This window comes from Paenibacillus sp. FSL P2-0136, from assembly GCF_037975325.1.
Lineage (GTDB): Bacteria > Bacillota > Bacilli > Paenibacillales > Paenibacillaceae > Paenibacillus_AQ > Paenibacillus_AQ silagei.
Genome location: NZ_CP150244.1, coordinates 6,575,478 through 6,589,650, shown reverse-complemented (window position 1 = coordinate 6,589,650; position 14,173 = coordinate 6,575,478). Strand labels below are relative to the sequence as shown.

At 54.9% G+C, this 14,173-nt stretch carries 14 protein-coding genes and 1 riboswitch; of the genes, 5 read left to right on the top strand and 9 right to left on the bottom strand.

All coding sequences use genetic code 11. The features are described 5' to 3' along the window. Window positions 1-78 precede the first annotated feature (78 nt). The 3 genes from NYE26_RS28130 (at window position 79) to NYE26_RS28120 (ending at window position 2,633) form a co-directional block, all read left to right on the top strand. A complete protein-coding gene (locus tag NYE26_RS28130) occupies window positions 79-402 on the top strand; it encodes an L-rhamnose mutarotase (RefSeq protein ID WP_339251734.1) in 324 nt (107 codons plus the stop codon). Window positions 403-554: 152 nt separating this feature from the next. Continuing rightward, window positions 555-1,685: a cation:proton antiporter gene (locus NYE26_RS28125; RefSeq protein WP_339251732.1), complete on the top strand. Its 1,131-nt coding sequence runs from the start codon at window positions 555-557 to the stop codon at window positions 1,683-1,685. Between the two features lie 93 nt (window positions 1,686-1,778). Continuing rightward, window positions 1,779-2,633: a hypothetical protein gene (locus NYE26_RS28120; protein ID WP_339251730.1), complete on the top strand. Its 855-nt coding sequence runs from the start codon at window positions 1,779-1,781 to the stop codon at window positions 2,631-2,633. 478 nt (window positions 2,634-3,111) lie between these two features. On the opposite strand, the gene NYE26_RS28115 is transcribed toward NYE26_RS28120, so the two are convergent. The 4 genes from NYE26_RS28115 to NYE26_RS28100 form a co-directional block, all read right to left on the bottom strand. Next, entirely contained in the window at window positions 3,112-3,909 is a 798-nt protein-coding gene (locus NYE26_RS28115; RefSeq protein ID WP_209868346.1) for an ABC-2 family transporter protein, read from the bottom strand. Window positions 3,910-3,928: 19 nt separating this feature from the next. Then, entirely contained in the window at window positions 3,929-4,741 is an 813-nt protein-coding gene (locus tag NYE26_RS28110) for an ABC-2 family transporter protein (protein ID WP_339251727.1), read from the bottom strand. Next, the gene (locus tag NYE26_RS28105; RefSeq protein WP_327196421.1) at window positions 4,716-5,765 is read right to left on the bottom strand and encodes an ATP-binding cassette domain-containing protein; all 1,050 of its coding nucleotides are present in this window, start codon (window positions 5,763-5,765) and stop codon (window positions 4,716-4,718) included. Before NYE26_RS28105 ends, NYE26_RS28110 begins: the two co-directional genes overlap by 26 nt. A gap of 175 nt (window positions 5,766-5,940) precedes the next feature. Continuing rightward, complete coding sequence (locus tag NYE26_RS28100; protein ID WP_339251725.1) at window positions 5,941-6,291, bottom strand: hypothetical protein; 351 nt, start codon at window positions 6,289-6,291, stop codon at window positions 5,941-5,943. Window positions 6,292-6,501: 210 nt separating this feature from the next. Between NYE26_RS28100 and NYE26_RS28095 the strand changes: the two genes are divergently transcribed. Further along, complete coding sequence (locus NYE26_RS28095; protein ID WP_339251724.1) at window positions 6,502-7,275, top strand: LuxR C-terminal-related transcriptional regulator; 774 nt, start codon at window positions 6,502-6,504, stop codon at window positions 7,273-7,275. Window positions 7,276-7,417: 142 nt separating this feature from the next. Here NYE26_RS28095 and gcvPB read toward each other — a convergent pair whose 3' ends face one another. From gcvPB to gcvT, 3 genes are read right to left on the bottom strand one after another with little or no spacing between them, the layout of a single operon-like run. Then, complete coding sequence (gene gcvPB, locus NYE26_RS28090) at window positions 7,418-8,878, bottom strand: aminomethyl-transferring glycine dehydrogenase subunit GcvPB (RefSeq protein ID WP_339251722.1); 1,461 nt, start codon at window positions 8,876-8,878, stop codon at window positions 7,418-7,420. After that, window positions 8,875-10,227 (bottom strand): aminomethyl-transferring glycine dehydrogenase subunit GcvPA, encoded by a 1,353-nt coding sequence (gene gcvPA, locus NYE26_RS28085; protein ID WP_339251720.1) that lies wholly within the window; start codon window positions 10,225-10,227, stop codon window positions 8,875-8,877. The genes gcvPB and gcvPA overlap by 4 nt, the downstream gene beginning before the upstream one ends. Further along, window positions 10,224-11,348 (bottom strand): glycine cleavage system aminomethyltransferase GcvT, encoded by a 1,125-nt coding sequence (gene gcvT, locus NYE26_RS28080; RefSeq protein WP_339251718.1) that lies wholly within the window; start codon window positions 11,346-11,348, stop codon window positions 10,224-10,226. Before gcvT ends, gcvPA begins: the two co-directional genes overlap by 4 nt. 185 nt (window positions 11,349-11,533) lie before the next feature. Next, a riboswitch (glycine riboswitch) is annotated at window positions 11,534-11,631 on the bottom strand. Between the two features lie 184 nt (window positions 11,632-11,815). Between gcvT and gcvH the strand changes: the two genes are divergently transcribed. Further along, the gene (gcvH, locus tag NYE26_RS28075; RefSeq protein ID WP_339251716.1) at window positions 11,816-12,208 is read left to right on the top strand and encodes a glycine cleavage system protein GcvH; all 393 of its coding nucleotides are present in this window, start codon (window positions 11,816-11,818) and stop codon (window positions 12,206-12,208) included. Window positions 12,209-12,308: 100 nt separating this feature from the next. Here gcvH and NYE26_RS28070 read toward each other — a convergent pair whose 3' ends face one another. Then, window positions 12,309-13,205 carry a flagellar motor protein MotB gene (locus tag NYE26_RS28070; RefSeq protein WP_339251714.1) on the bottom strand — a complete coding sequence of 299 codons (897 nt, stop codon included), beginning with the start codon at window positions 13,203-13,205 and terminating at the stop codon, window positions 12,309-12,311. Continuing rightward, window positions 13,202-13,993, bottom strand: a complete 792-nt coding sequence (locus NYE26_RS28065) for a flagellar motor protein (protein WP_339251712.1) — start codon at window positions 13,991-13,993, stop codon at window positions 13,202-13,204. The genes NYE26_RS28070 and NYE26_RS28065 overlap by 4 nt, the downstream gene beginning before the upstream one ends. Window positions 13,994-14,173 lie beyond the last annotated feature (180 nt).

Below are 14,173 nucleotides of genomic sequence, written 5' to 3'. Positions count from 1 at the left end.
TCTAAAACGGACATATTCAAATTATATAATTATGTGATATGATCGAATCAAAGGAAGATATGACAGGGGGATACGAGGATGGGCAGCAATAAGCTGGCTTGGACCTGGAAGGTGAAAGAGGAATACTTAGAGGAATACGTACAGATGCATCTGGAGCCGTGGCCGGAGATTCTGGAGGAGCACAGCAAGGCGGGCATCCGCAACTACTCTATTTTTCAGAACGGCAACCAGTTCTTCTATTGCTTTGAATGTGATAATACAGAAGCCGCATTCGCCTACATCGCCGGGAGTGAAGCCTGCAACCGCTGGAATGCGATCACCTCGAAGATGGTCGAAGGTTCCTTTGATTTCAACGATGCGGTTCCGATGGTGCCACTGCGTGAGGTCTTTTATCTGAAGTAGTCCGGTTTACAGCAATGTTCATTGGAGCTATACTGGAGAGAATCGTTTGAAGCTAACTGAATAGGTCAGTGTAATTAGGAGGAGCCTGTCACCAAGGCTTCTCTTTGTCGTTTTATGGATTTTTTTTAGGAGAAAAGGAGTGGGAATAGCAAGTGGAATTCATATTGTACTTACTGCTGATTCTATTATTCACCAAGCTGGCCGGGGACTTGTCTGTGCGGCTCGGGCAGCCTGCGGTGCTGGGAAAGCTGCTGGTCGGCATCCTTCTCGGACCAGCCGTGCTCGGCTGGGTGCAGCCGGGCGGATTCATTCATTACATGTCCGAGATTGGCGTGCTGCTGCTGATGTTCATCGCGGGACTGGAGACAGACCTGAAGCAGCTGCGAGAGAACTGGAAGGCGGCTCTGGCAGTCGCGGTGGGCGGAATTCTGCTGCCTTTTATCGGCGGATATGGCATCGGGGCATGGTTTGGCTTCGCGGACCACAATGCGCTGTTTCTAGGGGTGATTCTAAGTGCGACCTCAGTCAGTATTTCCGTTCAGGTACTGAAGGAGATGGACCGGTTGAATTCGCCGGAGGGCTCGACCATTCTGGGGGCGGCGGTGATCGATGACATCCTTGTTGTGATTCTGCTGGCGGTGCTGATGAGCTTTTTTGGCACAGGCAGTGACATCTCCATTCCCCTGTTGATCGGCAAAAAACTGCTGTTCTTCGCCGTTGCCATCCTCGCCGGCTGGCTGGCCGTCCCCCGGGTGATGCGCTGGCTTGCCCCGCTGCGGGTGACGGAGCCTGTCATCACGGCTGCGCTGGTGATTCTCTTCGGGTACGCGTATTTCGCCGAGATGATGGGGATGGCCGGGATTATCGGCGCTTTTGCCGCCGGAATTGCTATCGCGCAGACCTCGTTCAAGCATGTGGTGACGTCCAAGGTGGAGCCGATTGCGTATTCGCTGTTCGTGCCGGTCTTTTTTGTCAGCATCGGGCTTAGTGTCAGCTTCGAGGGGCTGGGCAGCCACATTCTATTTGTGGTGGTGTTATCCTTGTTCGCAATATTGGCGAAATGGCTGGGCGGCGGAATCGGCGCACGGCTGACCGGGTTCAGCCTACGTTCCTCGCTGGTGATTGGGGCAGGCATGATCTCTAGAGGCGAAGTCGCCCTGATTATAGCCGCCACGGGCCTGTCGAGCGGGCTGCTGCAGCCGGAGTATTTCACTGGAGTGATTATTGCTGTAATTGTAACCACACTTGTCACGCCGCCGCTGCTCAAGGGCATGTTCCGATGACTATTTTTTAAAGAAAATAAGACAATCTCTAAATTTGTGGACCGTGATAATCTTATATAATGGGTTGTACTCAAAAAAAACGATTAGAGGGGAATGAGTCCTATCCGGTCTACAGCTACAACACTGGCAGCAGGCACGGTCCTGTCGCTTAGCCTGCTGCTGGGGTGCAGCAGCCAAAATACATCCGTCACCGGTACGCCGGGGGCAGAATCGGCTCCGTCTGCCTTAGCATCTGCTTCTGCGTCGCCATCGGCAACTCCTACTGCCCCTGCACAGACTGTTTCATCTGCACCAAGTGCTTCACCAGCAGACGCAGAAACTGCATCCTCAGCGACTCCGATAACTACAGCTGGCCTCACCAGCCAGTTCCCGCCGGATGGTCTGGCCGGATCGGTCATTATCGATTCTGTGAATGCCGAAGGGACAGTTCGGGCAAGAACCTCAGCGGGACAAGGCGAGCTACTGATGATCTCAAGCAGCCCGGAGGAGCGGGGGCATCTCAATGTTTCCAGCAATTACGGTCTTGAAGGGGAGCAGACGTATCAGGCCGATTACTCCATCGTATACCGGGCGGAGAAGCAGGATCAGTTATTGCTTAAGCTGCCCGCCTTCTTATTCGTACGCCCAACAGACCAGGTTCTGGAGTTCGGTCAAGTCAGCTTCAAGAATGCAGAAGTGTATCTGCTTGCTCCCCAATACAAGTCCGGGCATGGACTGGTTGCTTACGCCTTTGCGGTCAATAAGATAAGCGGAGAAGTATTTCCCTTATCCTTCAAGCAGGGGGAAATCGTACACGATACGCTGGTCTACTCCGAGCTGCCGCCGTTCCCGGCCAACCAGAACGAACAGTTAGTGGTGCACTCGCCTGAGGGTGCTGGCGGTGACCCGGAGCTGAAGCCACGGGTATACGATTTAGATCTGGAGAAGCGGCTGTTTATCGCGCGTTAGAGTAAAACCTCCCTTCTATCTGGAATTTTGCTTCCGGGTAGAAGGGAGGTTTTTTAATATAGTAAGATACTGAAAATCAAAGGGGAGTGATTAGGGCGGCTGACGGAAGTACGTTGGATGGGACGGATGAGAGGGATAAATCCCTCAGATGCGGCAGAAGTGGGCGGATGAGTGGAATGTTGCCAAGTTTAGTTGAAGAAGAGTATTGAAGTGCACTAGTACACCTGATTTCAGCGAACATACGCCAAAACAGGCAAGTGAAGTGCATTAGTGCCCCCGAATTCACGGGATACCGGCCAATTGAGTAAATGTGGTGCACTAGTGCCCCTTAAATCCCCAAATGCGTGCCAATCCAGCAAATAAGGTGCACTTCTGCACCTCATTCACCCTATCCCCGCCAACCATCAGCTCCCCCCACTCCCGCCGCAAGTGAGCGGCGGACTGCCATACCGCCACATTGCCACACTCGCCACATCCCTCAGTTCCCCGTACTCTCATACCGGGACAACCCGTACCGGAAGACTCCGTAAGCCGCTGCCGCGCTTCCGATAGCCGCGACAGGGGCGAGGAGCCACCAGCCGGACCAGCCGCTTTTGCCGAAAATATAGGTTGCCGGGTAGAAGCTGATGAACGCATAGGGCAGCACCGTAGAAATGAAGATGCGGATCGCCTGCGGAAACAGGGTAATCGGATATTTGGCCAGATCGGACAGATTATGCACCATTAGCGGGAACGCATTCCCGGCATTGCGAATCCAGAAGGCCGCCGAGTTACCCATGAGGTTAATGGATACCCGGATAATGACCGCTGTGACGAATAACAGGATAAGAATAGCGGCCTTGCCCGCTGTCCAGTGGATAGGGCTGTGCACAAGCGACTGCCAGATGATCACCCCGCCGATGAGCAGATTGCCGAGTCCGTTAATCCCAATCCCCGTGCAGAACACCTGAAGAACCACCGGCACCGGCCGCAGCAGATAACGGTCCAGCTCCCCTGTGTTGACCAGCCTGCCCAGCCGCCAGCTGCCCTCGAAGAACAGCGAACCCGCCCCCTCCGTCAGGAAGATCATAGCGTACATGAAGGTAACCTCCCAGAACTGCCAGCCCTGAATATCCGGAATCCGGTCATAGATCACCCACAGAAAGACGAACCCGAGTACCTGCGTCAAGGCTGCCGAACACATCAGGATATAAAAGTCTTTGTTATACTCCAGAATCGCCTTAAGCTGCTGCACATACAGCCTTCTATAGAGATAGAGCATTTGCGATATTTTCATTCTGCGTCCTCCTTCCGCCTTAGCCCCCATGAATGGTCACCTGGCGGACTGCCCAGTTCCACATGGCTTTGCCCGCTATCCAGAGCCCTGCCCCCCAAAAGAGCTGAATCCCGATCAGCCGCAGGCTTTCCCACGTATCTGCCTGTTGCAGGAAGATCATCGTCGGAGTATGAATGATGGCCTGGAAGGGCAGCAGCAGTGCCAGCTTTTCCAGCCAATTAGGGAAGAAGGCCAATGGCACCAGCGCGCCCGACAGCAGGTTAGTGAGCGCAATCCGCGTCCAGACAATCCCCAGTGAACCCGTCGACCAGAAGCATAACAGAGCCGCCAGATAGACCACGCCGAATTTGACCACAACCGCGCAGAGCAGACTGACCGCAAACAGCAGATAGACGATCGGCGAGTGGGGAAAGGTCACTCCGGTAAGGAAGGTGGCGAACACGATCAGCAGAACCGTACTCATCGCCCCCTCCAGCAGACTCGCACCCAAAGTCTCAGCGAATCGGGCCGTCTGAAAATCAATCGGCTTCAGCAGGTCCATGGCGACGCTGCCGTCCAGGATTTTGCCGGAGATAGCGGTCTCGGAATACCAGGACAAGACGGAATTGGCCAGGAAGGTCACCAGCAGATAGGTCTTCATCTGATCCCAGGAGTAGCCGCCCACCGCCTCGCGCCCGCCATAGATTCCCTGCCAGAGGAAGAAGATCGCTACGAGATTAATTGAGTTTGCGAGTAAATTAATGATATAGGAGTTCCGGTAGGCCATCACATTTTGCAGAGAGCGATTGGCAATGCTTCTGTATTTGTTAAGCCGGGCTGATGTCATCATCATGCGCCTGCCCCCTTGCTCCCCGGTGCTCGTTCAGGTCCAGATGTCCGTCATAGACAGCCTTAATGACCTGCTCAATATGGGTGTCCTCCATGCGGAAATCGAGTACCTCCCCATGCTTCATCACCCGGCTAACCACTTCACTGGCGGTATATTCATACCGGTCAAAAGTGACCGAGAACTCCTGGCTGCTCTGCTGTTCCAGCTTCAGCCCGGGGCTATGCTCCAGCAGCGCGTACAATTCCGGCATGGGGGAGCGTACCTGGAAGAAGATGACGCGGTTTTTGGCAAAACGGGCCTTGACCTCGCTCAGCGTACCGTCATAAATAATCGCGCCGTGATCGATAATGACCAGCCGCTTGCACAGGTCCTCGATGTCGCCCAAATCATGGGTCGTCAGCATCACAGTAGTCTGGTGCTCCTGGTTGATCTGCTTAATGAACCCGCGGATCTTCTCCTTCACGGATACGTCAAGGCCAATCGTCGGCTCATCGAGATACAGAATCGGCGGATTATGCAGCAGGGCTGCGGCCAGATCGGCACGCATACGCTGACCCAGCGAGAGCTTCCGCGCGGACAGGTGGATGAATTCGCTCATCCCGAGCATCTCGGTGAACAAGTCCATGTTCTTCCTGTAGAGGACATTCGGAATCTGATAGATATCCTTCAGCAGCGAAAAGGACTCGGCAATCGGAATATCCCACCACAGCTGGGTGCGCTGCCCGAAGACTGCGCCGATCTGGGCGGCGTTTTCCATTCTTTTGCGGTACGGATTGATCCCGTTCACGGAGATACTCCCGGAGGAAGGCATCAGAATGCCGGTCAGCATCTTGATGGTGGTCGATTTACCGGCACCATTCGGTCCCACGTAGGCCACTGTCTCCCCCGCTTCAATCCTCAGATCCAGCGGCTTGACCGCCACCTTCTCAATATGCCGGGGCAGGAACAGATGCTTGACCGCTCCCTTAAGGCCCGGCTCCTTCACCGCCTGCATAAAGGACTTACTCAGCCCTTTGGCTTCAATCATACTCAAGCTTAACCCTCCTGTTCATTGCTTTGAAAGCGTTACCGCAGATGGCTGCGAGAAAAATTCTGAATCCTCAGCGTTCTGAATGACGTAAGAGTAAATATATCACTGAGCCGATGTCGAAAACTATCAGATTAGGTCGATTTTGCAAAAAAAAGCGGCAGCCCCGTATAGCCTACACCAGCCGGGATTTGCCGCTACGCTTAAGGATAGTCTGGACGGCGAACCCTACCAGCAGGGGAAGCGCCAGCTGAACCTCAAGTCTCCAGTCTACAGCATACAGGTCTACGAGGTTAATCTGCTTCAACAATACATAGGTCACGTTGTATAAGAGGAATGAGCAGCTGAAGGTAAGCAGAGGGATCAGATATAATGTTCTTTTGTTCTGCAGCAGCCGATATCCCGCAAGGGTTAAGAGGGAATAGCTGGCCATGATGAGCAGGGCATAATTACTTCCGAAGCGCAGGAATGACACCATGGCGGTAGCCAGATTAAGGGCAGCCGATAGATAGCCGATGCGAAGCATGTCGAACCTCCTGGAATGATGTAGAAATATAAGAGTGAACAGATTTCTACATTTTACAGCGCTAACGCGGGGATTTACAGATCCAATACTGAATGTTCATTATTCCGTAATTGTATGTTATAATGCTTTCTTTTAAAATTGATTATATAGTAATTGGTAAAAATGGAGGGATCGTTTGTGAGAGTCTTTAATCAATCAAGAGCATGGAGTATGCCTGGGGATTTAGAAGCAAGCGAACTTGAAGCCTTCCGGCCTCTGGGTGCACCCCAAGTTGATGTCCAGAGCGGAATGTCCGTAGCGGGTACTTCCGAAGAATCCAGGGAGCATATCTACCATAGAGCTATGATTTCTTCGATCCGCAGTGAAATGAACAAATTAAGCCAGCTGCTCTCGATTCCATATGTGGTGTTCCTGACGGACAAGGCGGGGACCATTCTGGAGCTGGTCTATTCTTCTTCGGAGACGCAAGCCGAGATGGAGCAGGCGGAGCTGCGTCCGGGGGTCAGCTTAAGCAGGCAGCAGGCGGGAATGAATGCCGTATCGCTGGCGATGGAGATGAACTGCATCGGGGTGGTGCGAGGAACGGAGCATACGGATCAGACCTTCCGCGACTGGAACTGTGTATGCGCTCCGCTGCAGGATGATGATAGCGTTTACGGGTATGTTGATATTTCTTTTAATAGAGGAGAGCCGATTGAATTCGCCATTCCATTCGTGCAGCAGATTGCTGAGAATATTATGGAGAAGTGGATGGAGAAGAACCCGGAGATGCAGCAGTACCGGCTTGAATCCACATTGCTGGAGTATAAGCTGACCGCGCGGGAGCAGGAGGTAGCGAGGCTGTGGCTGATGGAGAAGAGTGCGCTGCATATCGGAAGCGACCTCGGGATCAGTGAAGGCACCGTGCGCAATATGCTGAAGAGTATCTATAGTAAAATGCGGGTGAATGACCGCTTCCAGTTCGTGAGGCGACTTACGCCGTAGCCGGAGGAAGCTGCATCAGATACATACATCAAATAGCCGGGCAGCGATACGAATGTATCCCTGACCCGGCTATTTGAAAATATAGAATTTATATGTTTTACGCTATCCATTATCCTTCTATTTCTGGCTGAAAGGCAGAAGGTTAACCGCAGGAGCAGTTGAGTACCGGCTTACGCGCGGCCTGCGTTTCATCCAGGCGGCTGATCTCAGTCGTGTGTGGCGCGTTAATGACAATCTCCGGTGTTTCTTCCGCTTCCTTGACGATTCGGATCATCGTCTCAATGAAGCCATCGAGCGTCTCCTTGCTCTCGGTCTCGGTCGGCTCAATCATCATACATTCCTCTACCGTCAGCGGGAAGTAGACGGTTGGCGGATGATAGCCGAAGTCGAGCAGCCGTTTGGCTACATCGAGGGTACGTACACCGTATTGCTTAAGGTTCTTACCGGACATGACGAATTCATGCTTGCAGACGCCCGGGAAGGGAATCTCGAAGTAAGGAGCCAGCCGGTGCATCATATAGTTGGCGTTCAGCACAGCGTTCTCGGACACCTCACGCAGGCCGTCGGGGCCGTAGGTGCGGATATACGCATAAGCACGGACGAGAATCCCGAAGTTGCCGTAAAAGGCTTTGACGCGGCCGATCGATTCCGGCCCGCCGCAGTCCAGCGTGAAGCTGCCGTCTTCGTTCTGTGCCACCGTAGGCTGCGGCAGGAACGGGATCAGCTTCGCCTTCACGCCAACTGGCCCGGCTCCCGGACCTCCGCCGCCGTGCGGGGTACTCATTGTCTTGTGCAGGTTGAGATGCACCACATCGAAGCCCATATCGCCCGGGCGGGTGATGCCCATAATCGCGTTGGAGTTCGCTCCGTCATAATAGAGCAGGCCGCCCGCTTCATGGACAATTGCGGCGATCTCGACGATCTGCGTCTCGAAGAGTCCGAGGGTACTCGGGTTCGTGAGCATCAGTGCAGCGGTGTCGCTGCCGACAGCTGCCCTCAGCGCTTCGAGATCGACCATTCCCTTGTCGTTGGAGGGAATGGTCACGGTGTCGAGTCCCGCTGCGGCGGCACTTGCCGGATTGGTGCCGTGCGAGGAATCGGGCACGATGACCTTGGAGCGGACCTCTCCGCGGCTCTCATGGTAGGCGCGGATCATCATCAGGCCGGTCCACTCGCCGTGGGCACCGGCAGCGGGCTGCAGGGATACGGCATCCATGCCGGTCAGGGCGGCGAGATCCTTTTGCAGCGTGTACATCAGTTCAAGCGCACCCTGGATGCTCTCTTCCGGCTGGTACGGATGGATCTTGGAGAGTCCCGGGAAGCGGGCGACATCCTCGTTGATCTTCGGGTTGTATTTCATCGTGCAGGAGCCGAGCGGATAGAAGCCGTTATCGACTCCGAAGTTGCGGCGGGACAGGGCGGTATAGTGGCGGATGACATCGACTTCCGATACCTCCGGCAGTACGACCGGCTCACTGCGCAGCAGCCCTTCGGGAAGGAGGGAGTCAATACCTTCGTCCTGCGGCACATCACATAGGGGCAGGGAGTAGGCCGAGCGGCCGGGACGGCTTAATTCAAAAATCAGACTTTGTTCCGGTTTCATACACAGCCCTCCAGTGCGCTTGCGAATTCGTCAATTTCGGTCTTGCTTCGTTTCTCCGTTACGGCAACCAGCATATGTCCGGACAGCTCGGGATAATCCCGGCCTAAGTCATAACCGCCCAGATAGCCTTCCTTCAGCAGCTTGGAGTTCACTGCACTCACACTGCTGCCCTCCGGGAGCTTCAAGACGAATTCATTGAAGAACGGGGCAGTGAAGACGCGCTCAGCGCCGGTGATTTCAGCCAGCCGCCCAGCGGCATAGTGACTCTTGCGGATGTTCAGCTCACCCACCTCGCGCATGCCCTCCTTGCCCATCACGGACAGGTAGACGGAAGCGCACAGCGCCAAGAGCGCCTGATTGGAGCAGATATTTGAGGTCGCCTTCTCCCGGCGGATATGCTGTTCGCGGGCTTGGAGCGTCAGCACGAAGCCGCGCTTGCCATTCCGGTCAACGGTCTGGCCGACGATCCGGCCCGGCATCCGGCGCATGAGCGGCTCAGCCACCGCGAAGAATCCGCAGGTCGGGCCGCCCAATGACGCGGCGATCCCCAGCGGCTGCGCGTCGCCGACTACAATGTCTGCACCAAGCCGTCCGGGGGACTCCAATACGCCAAGTGCAATGGGGTTCGCGCTGACCACGAGCAGTCCCTTGGCCGCATGGATCAGCGGCTCAATCTGGCGCAGATCCTCAATGCCGCCGAAAAAGTTGGGCGACTGAACCAGAACGGCAGCCGTATCACTGTCAATGGCTTCGGCCAGCTTGGCAAGATCCGTTACCCCGTCTGCGTAATCAATCTCCACAATTTGCAGGCCCCAGGCATTGGCGGAGGTACGCAGTACCTGACGCGCTTCCGGGTGAACCGTACGGGAGACAATCAGCTTCTTGCGTTTGGTGGCACCTGCGGCCAGCACAGCCGCTTCGGACAGGGCCGTTGCACCGTCATACATACTTGCATTGGCGACCTTCATCCCGGTCAGTTCACAGATATAGGACTGGAATTCGAAGATCGCCTGTAGCTCACCCTGACTGATCTCCGGCTGATAAGGGGTATAGGCGGTATAGAATTCCGAACGGGAAATCACATGGTTGATGACGACCGGAACGTGGTGATCGTATAATCCGGCGCCAAGGAAGCTGGCATGGGTATCGAAATCAGCATTCTTGTTAGCTAGCCCCTTCATGTGGCGAAGCAGTGCGTACTCATCCAGCGCACCGGACATCGGCAGGGTTCCCTGGTAACGGACAGACTGCGGAATATCGGCGAACAGCTCATCGATGGACTGGATGCCTACGGTCTCCATCATTTCTGCGCGGTCTTGCCCGGTCATAGGCAGATAGCGGTGCTTCATTGCGGCTTCACTCCTTGGCTTCTTTTGTAGAATGGGGCTTTGATGACGGCAGCCTTGAGCTGCTTGCCGCGGATCTCTACGTACACCTCTGTACCGATCTCCGTATAGGCAGTATCCAGCAGGGCGAGTCCGAGATTCCGCTTCAGGGTCGGGGACTGGGTGCCGGTCGTTACTTCACCGATCTTTACTCCATCCGCGTATACGGGATAGTGGGAGCGGGGAATGCCACGGTCGATCATCTCCAGGCCCACAAGACGACGGGGCAGACCGGCTTCCTTCTGCTTCAGCAGGGCGTCACGGCCGATGAAGTCGCCTGCATCCAGCTTCACGAAGAACTGGACACCGGCTTCGAGTGGAGTGATATCCGCCGACAGCTCCTGGCCGTACAGCGGCAGTTTGGCCTCGAAGCGCAGCGTGTCGCGTGCGCCGAGTCCGGCAGGAGTCAGGCCATGCGGAGCGCCTGCTTCCAGCAGGCCCTTCCAGAGGGTAGCCGCCGTATCAGCAGGAGCGTACAGCTCGAAGCCATCCTCACCGGTATATCCGGAGCGGGAGAGCAGGACGCTGACGCCGCAGACCTCGGTGTGTTCGATGAAGTGAAAAGGCTTGAGTTCCGTTAGAGGAGCGTCCGTCACTTTGGCAAGGATGGTCTCGGCCAGCGGTCCCTGCAAAGCGAGCAGCAGGGTCTCATCCGAAATATTCTTCAGGGTAACCCCGCTGAACTCGGCGGTGAGATGCTCCTGCAGCCACTGGAAGTCCTTGTCGATATTCGACGCATTCACGACAAGCATGTAACGCTCCTCGCCCAGCCGGTATACGAGCAGATCGTCCACCACACCGCCGCTTGGATAGAGCATCAGGGTATACTGCGCCGCGCCGTCTTCCAGGCGGCTGACATCATTCGTGGTCATTCTCTGGAGGAAGGCTTCTGCGCCCTCTCCGGTAACCATGAATTCTCCCATGTGGGAGACATCGAACAGTCCGGCCTGATTGCGGACGGCTTCATGCTCCTTCACGATCCCTGTGAACTGAACCGGCAGCTCCCAGCCGCCAAAATCAATACACCTGGACTCCGCATACGCGGCATAGAGATCATAAAAAGGCGTTCTTCTCAAAGACTCCATCTCGTCACTCCCTTGGCTTTGATTACATACGAAAAAGGACAGGCGAAAGCCATTATGCACGTATGCATAAATGGACTTTCGCTCTGTCCTTGGTACCTGAGAGTTACCCTGCATTGCAGCGCAGGTTTCCCCGTTGGTGATCCGTGAAGCCTGCGGCGCAGGCATCCGGATGCTCTCCAGAGATGCGTCCGGCAAAGGTCCTTTTGCCTGAGAGATTCACCCATCCCGGGCTTACTCCTTCGGCGCTGTCTTCCTGTGAGACAGTCTCTCCCTATGCCATCATTCGCAAACCATATGTTTTTCTACTGACTCCATTAAACCGGGTAACCCTCCGCCCTGTCAATCAAAAAACGTCAAAAAGTTGACAAATTTAATTTTACTGTCAGTTATATTGACATTAGGCAAGCCGATAACTTAGGCTATAACTAAATTTAGAACTCCAATTACGGAAAAGAGGCGGCTTGGACATGAGTGAAGTGCTTGACAACCTGCTATACAGCGAAGAGCATGAGTGGGCGCAGCAGGGCGAGGGACGCGTAGTACGTGTAGGGATTACGGATCATGCGCAGCATCTGCTCGGCGATATCGTGTTTGTAGAATTCCCGGAAGTCGGCGCGGCAATCTCCGCTGGTGACAGCGTGGGCAGTATTGAGTCCGTGAAGACGGTATCGGAGCTATATTCACCCGTATCCGGTAAGGTGACCAAGATCAACGATGCGCTGGAGGCCAGCCCGGAGCTGATCAACGATCAGCCTTACGGAGACGGTTGGATTTTTGAGCTGGAGCTGGACGCAGAGTTCGCAGAGGCAGTAACCGGCCTGCTGGATGCGGCAGCGTACAAGCAACTGGTTGGGGAATAAAAGTTAGCTTTTTTGCGGAAGCGGATATTAATACGGCAGACCTCTCTTTATTACATTAGATGTTACTAATGTGAGAGGTCTGTCTTTTTGCGTCTGTATATTATTCCGTCTCCTGCAGCTGGCGCAGAACAATGAGTTCGACCCGGCGGTTCTTCTGTCTGCCTTCGGTGGTCGCATTATCATATGCAGGCCGGGTATCGGCATAACCCGCGTACTGGAAGGTATCGGGGCTCAGCCCCTCGTTGTCCAGAAAAAAGCGCAGGACGGACAGCGCCCGGGCGCCCGATAGCTCCCAGTTGTCTTTGTACACTGAGCCTGGCGTCACGGGAACATTGTCGGTGTGGCCTTCGATGCTGATGGTGGCGCCGATGCCGCGGAACAGGCCGGAGAGCTGGCGCAGTGCAGGGAGTGCAGGCGATTTCAGCTCAGCCTTACCCGCATCGAACAGGAAGCGGTCACTGAGCGTGATGGCAATGCCCTGCGGCTTATCGGCAACAAAAATCTGCTCACCCAGGTTATTCTCCTCCACGTATTGGGTGATAACGCCCATAAGCGCAGCCAGCTTCGCCTCCTGTTCACGAAAAGCAAGCTCGCGCGCAGACGGCTGGTGTCCAGCTCCATCTCCTTCTTGTCCGGCTGCAGGTGTATCTGCCCCGTGTCCATTGAGTCCGTTCGTATCCCCAGAGTCTGTGGCCGAAGGCGTGTCAGCGGTGCTGCCGTCTTCATTATGACCCTTCGAAACGTCAGTCCCAGTGATTCCCTGTTTGCCCTCCAGAACGCCGCTTCCGCCTTCCAGTACTGTACTTCCGCTCTTGAAGGTATCCGATAAGGAGCCGCTGACAATGGCATATTTCTGCGAATCGAGACTGCTCATAGCATACAGAATCACGAAGAAAATAAGCAGAAGCGTGATCAGATCCGCATAGGTAATCATCCAGCGGTCCCGGCTCTCTTTCCCTGCGGCGGCGCGGCGCTGCCGGCGGTTTCTTTGTCTCATAGCGGTTCTCCCGGATTGGTGCTGGTGCTGGCGCTGCGTTTAGGGGCGTCTGCCAGGAAGGGGGCCAGCTTTTGACGGACCAGATGCGGGTGATCCCCGTTCTGCAGGGACAGAATGCCGACGAGCAGCATCTCCATGGTGCCCAGCTCACTTTGGCTGCGGGATTTGATTTTGGAGGCAATGGGTAAAAAGATTAGATTGGCGCTGGCTACGCCATAGAGCGTTGCTGTAAAAGCTACGGCAATGGACGCGCCCAGATTCGAAGGGTCCGTTAAGTTGCTGAGTACCCGGATCAGCCCCATAACGGTACCGATAATGCCCATGGTCGGTGCATAGCCGCCGGCGGCTTCGAATATTTTGGCATAGCCTTCATATTTCAGTTCCTTAGCATCCATACCAAGCTCCAGAATCTGCCGGACCTGATCCGGGTCATTGCCGTCGACAATCAGAAACAGGCCTTCACGGGTGAAGGGATCGGGATGTTCCTCTGCCCGTTTCTCCAGGGCGAGAACACCGCCGCGCCGCGTTAGTGCAGCCATAGCAATCAGCTCTTCGGCTTGTTCCCGGCTGGTATCCCGTTGTCGGCCAAAAGCCAGGCGGAGCGCCGCCGGAATGCTGCGGAGCTTGGATGCCGGGAAGCTGATGAGTACAGCCGCAAGGGTGCCGCCGAATACGATCAGGGCAGCATTGGGCTGCAGCAGGCCGGACAGGCTGCCGCCTTCCCACAGAAAACCGCCGATCATGGCGGCAATTCCGGCCAGCAGGCCGAGTATTGTAATGAAATCCATAAATTCAGGCTCCTTAAATTTCTATATATTATGGTTTGCAACAGTCTGGGCAACGCTGTATAATAAACGGGAACGTGCATTCCTATCTTCCATATTTTTCAGCTTGGTATGGATGAAGGATGATTAGGGTTAAAATTATAATATATTCATATATTCTAGACGATAGAGGGGAGACGGGCA

Excerpts from the sequence above, each read along its gene's own strand:
- NYE26_RS28130 (WP_339251734.1), top strand. The coding sequence starts at position 79 with ATGGGCAGCAATAAGCTGGCTTGGACCTGGAAGGTGAAAGAGGAATAC.
- gcvPA (WP_339251720.1), bottom strand. The coding sequence starts at position 10,227 with ATGAAGCACCGCTATCTGCCTATGACCGGGCAAGACCGCGCAGAAATG.
- gcvT (WP_339251718.1), bottom strand. The coding sequence starts at position 11,348 with ATGGAGTCTTTGAGAAGAACGCCTTTTTATGATCTCTATGCCGCGTAT.
- NYE26_RS28110 (WP_339251727.1), bottom strand. The coding sequence starts at position 4,741 with ATGATGATGACATCAGCCCGGCTTAACAAATACAGAAGCATTGCCAAT.
- NYE26_RS28100 (WP_339251725.1), bottom strand. The coding sequence starts at position 6,291 with ATGCTTCGCATCGGCTATCTATCGGCTGCCCTTAATCTGGCTACCGCC.
- gcvPB (WP_339251722.1), bottom strand. The coding sequence starts at position 8,878 with ATGAAACCGGAACAAAGTCTGATTTTTGAATTAAGCCGTCCCGGCCGC.
- NYE26_RS28095 (WP_339251724.1), top strand. The coding sequence starts at position 6,502 with ATGCCTGGGGATTTAGAAGCAAGCGAACTTGAAGCCTTCCGGCCTCTG.
- NYE26_RS28105 (WP_327196421.1), bottom strand. The coding sequence starts at position 5,765 with ATGATTGAAGCCAAAGGGCTGAGTAAGTCCTTTATGCAGGCGGTGAAG.
- gcvH (WP_339251716.1), top strand. The coding sequence starts at position 11,816 with ATGAGTGAAGTGCTTGACAACCTGCTATACAGCGAAGAGCATGAGTGG.
- NYE26_RS28120 (WP_339251730.1), top strand. The coding sequence starts at position 1,779 with ATGAGTCCTATCCGGTCTACAGCTACAACACTGGCAGCAGGCACGGTC.
- NYE26_RS28065 (WP_339251712.1), bottom strand. The coding sequence starts at position 13,993 with ATGGATTTCATTACAATACTCGGCCTGCTGGCCGGAATTGCCGCCATG.
- NYE26_RS28115 (WP_209868346.1), bottom strand. The coding sequence starts at position 3,909 with ATGAAAATATCGCAAATGCTCTATCTCTATAGAAGGCTGTATGTGCAG.
- NYE26_RS28070 (WP_339251714.1), bottom strand. The coding sequence starts at position 13,205 with ATGAGACAAAGAAACCGCCGGCAGCGCCGCGCCGCCGCAGGGAAAGAG.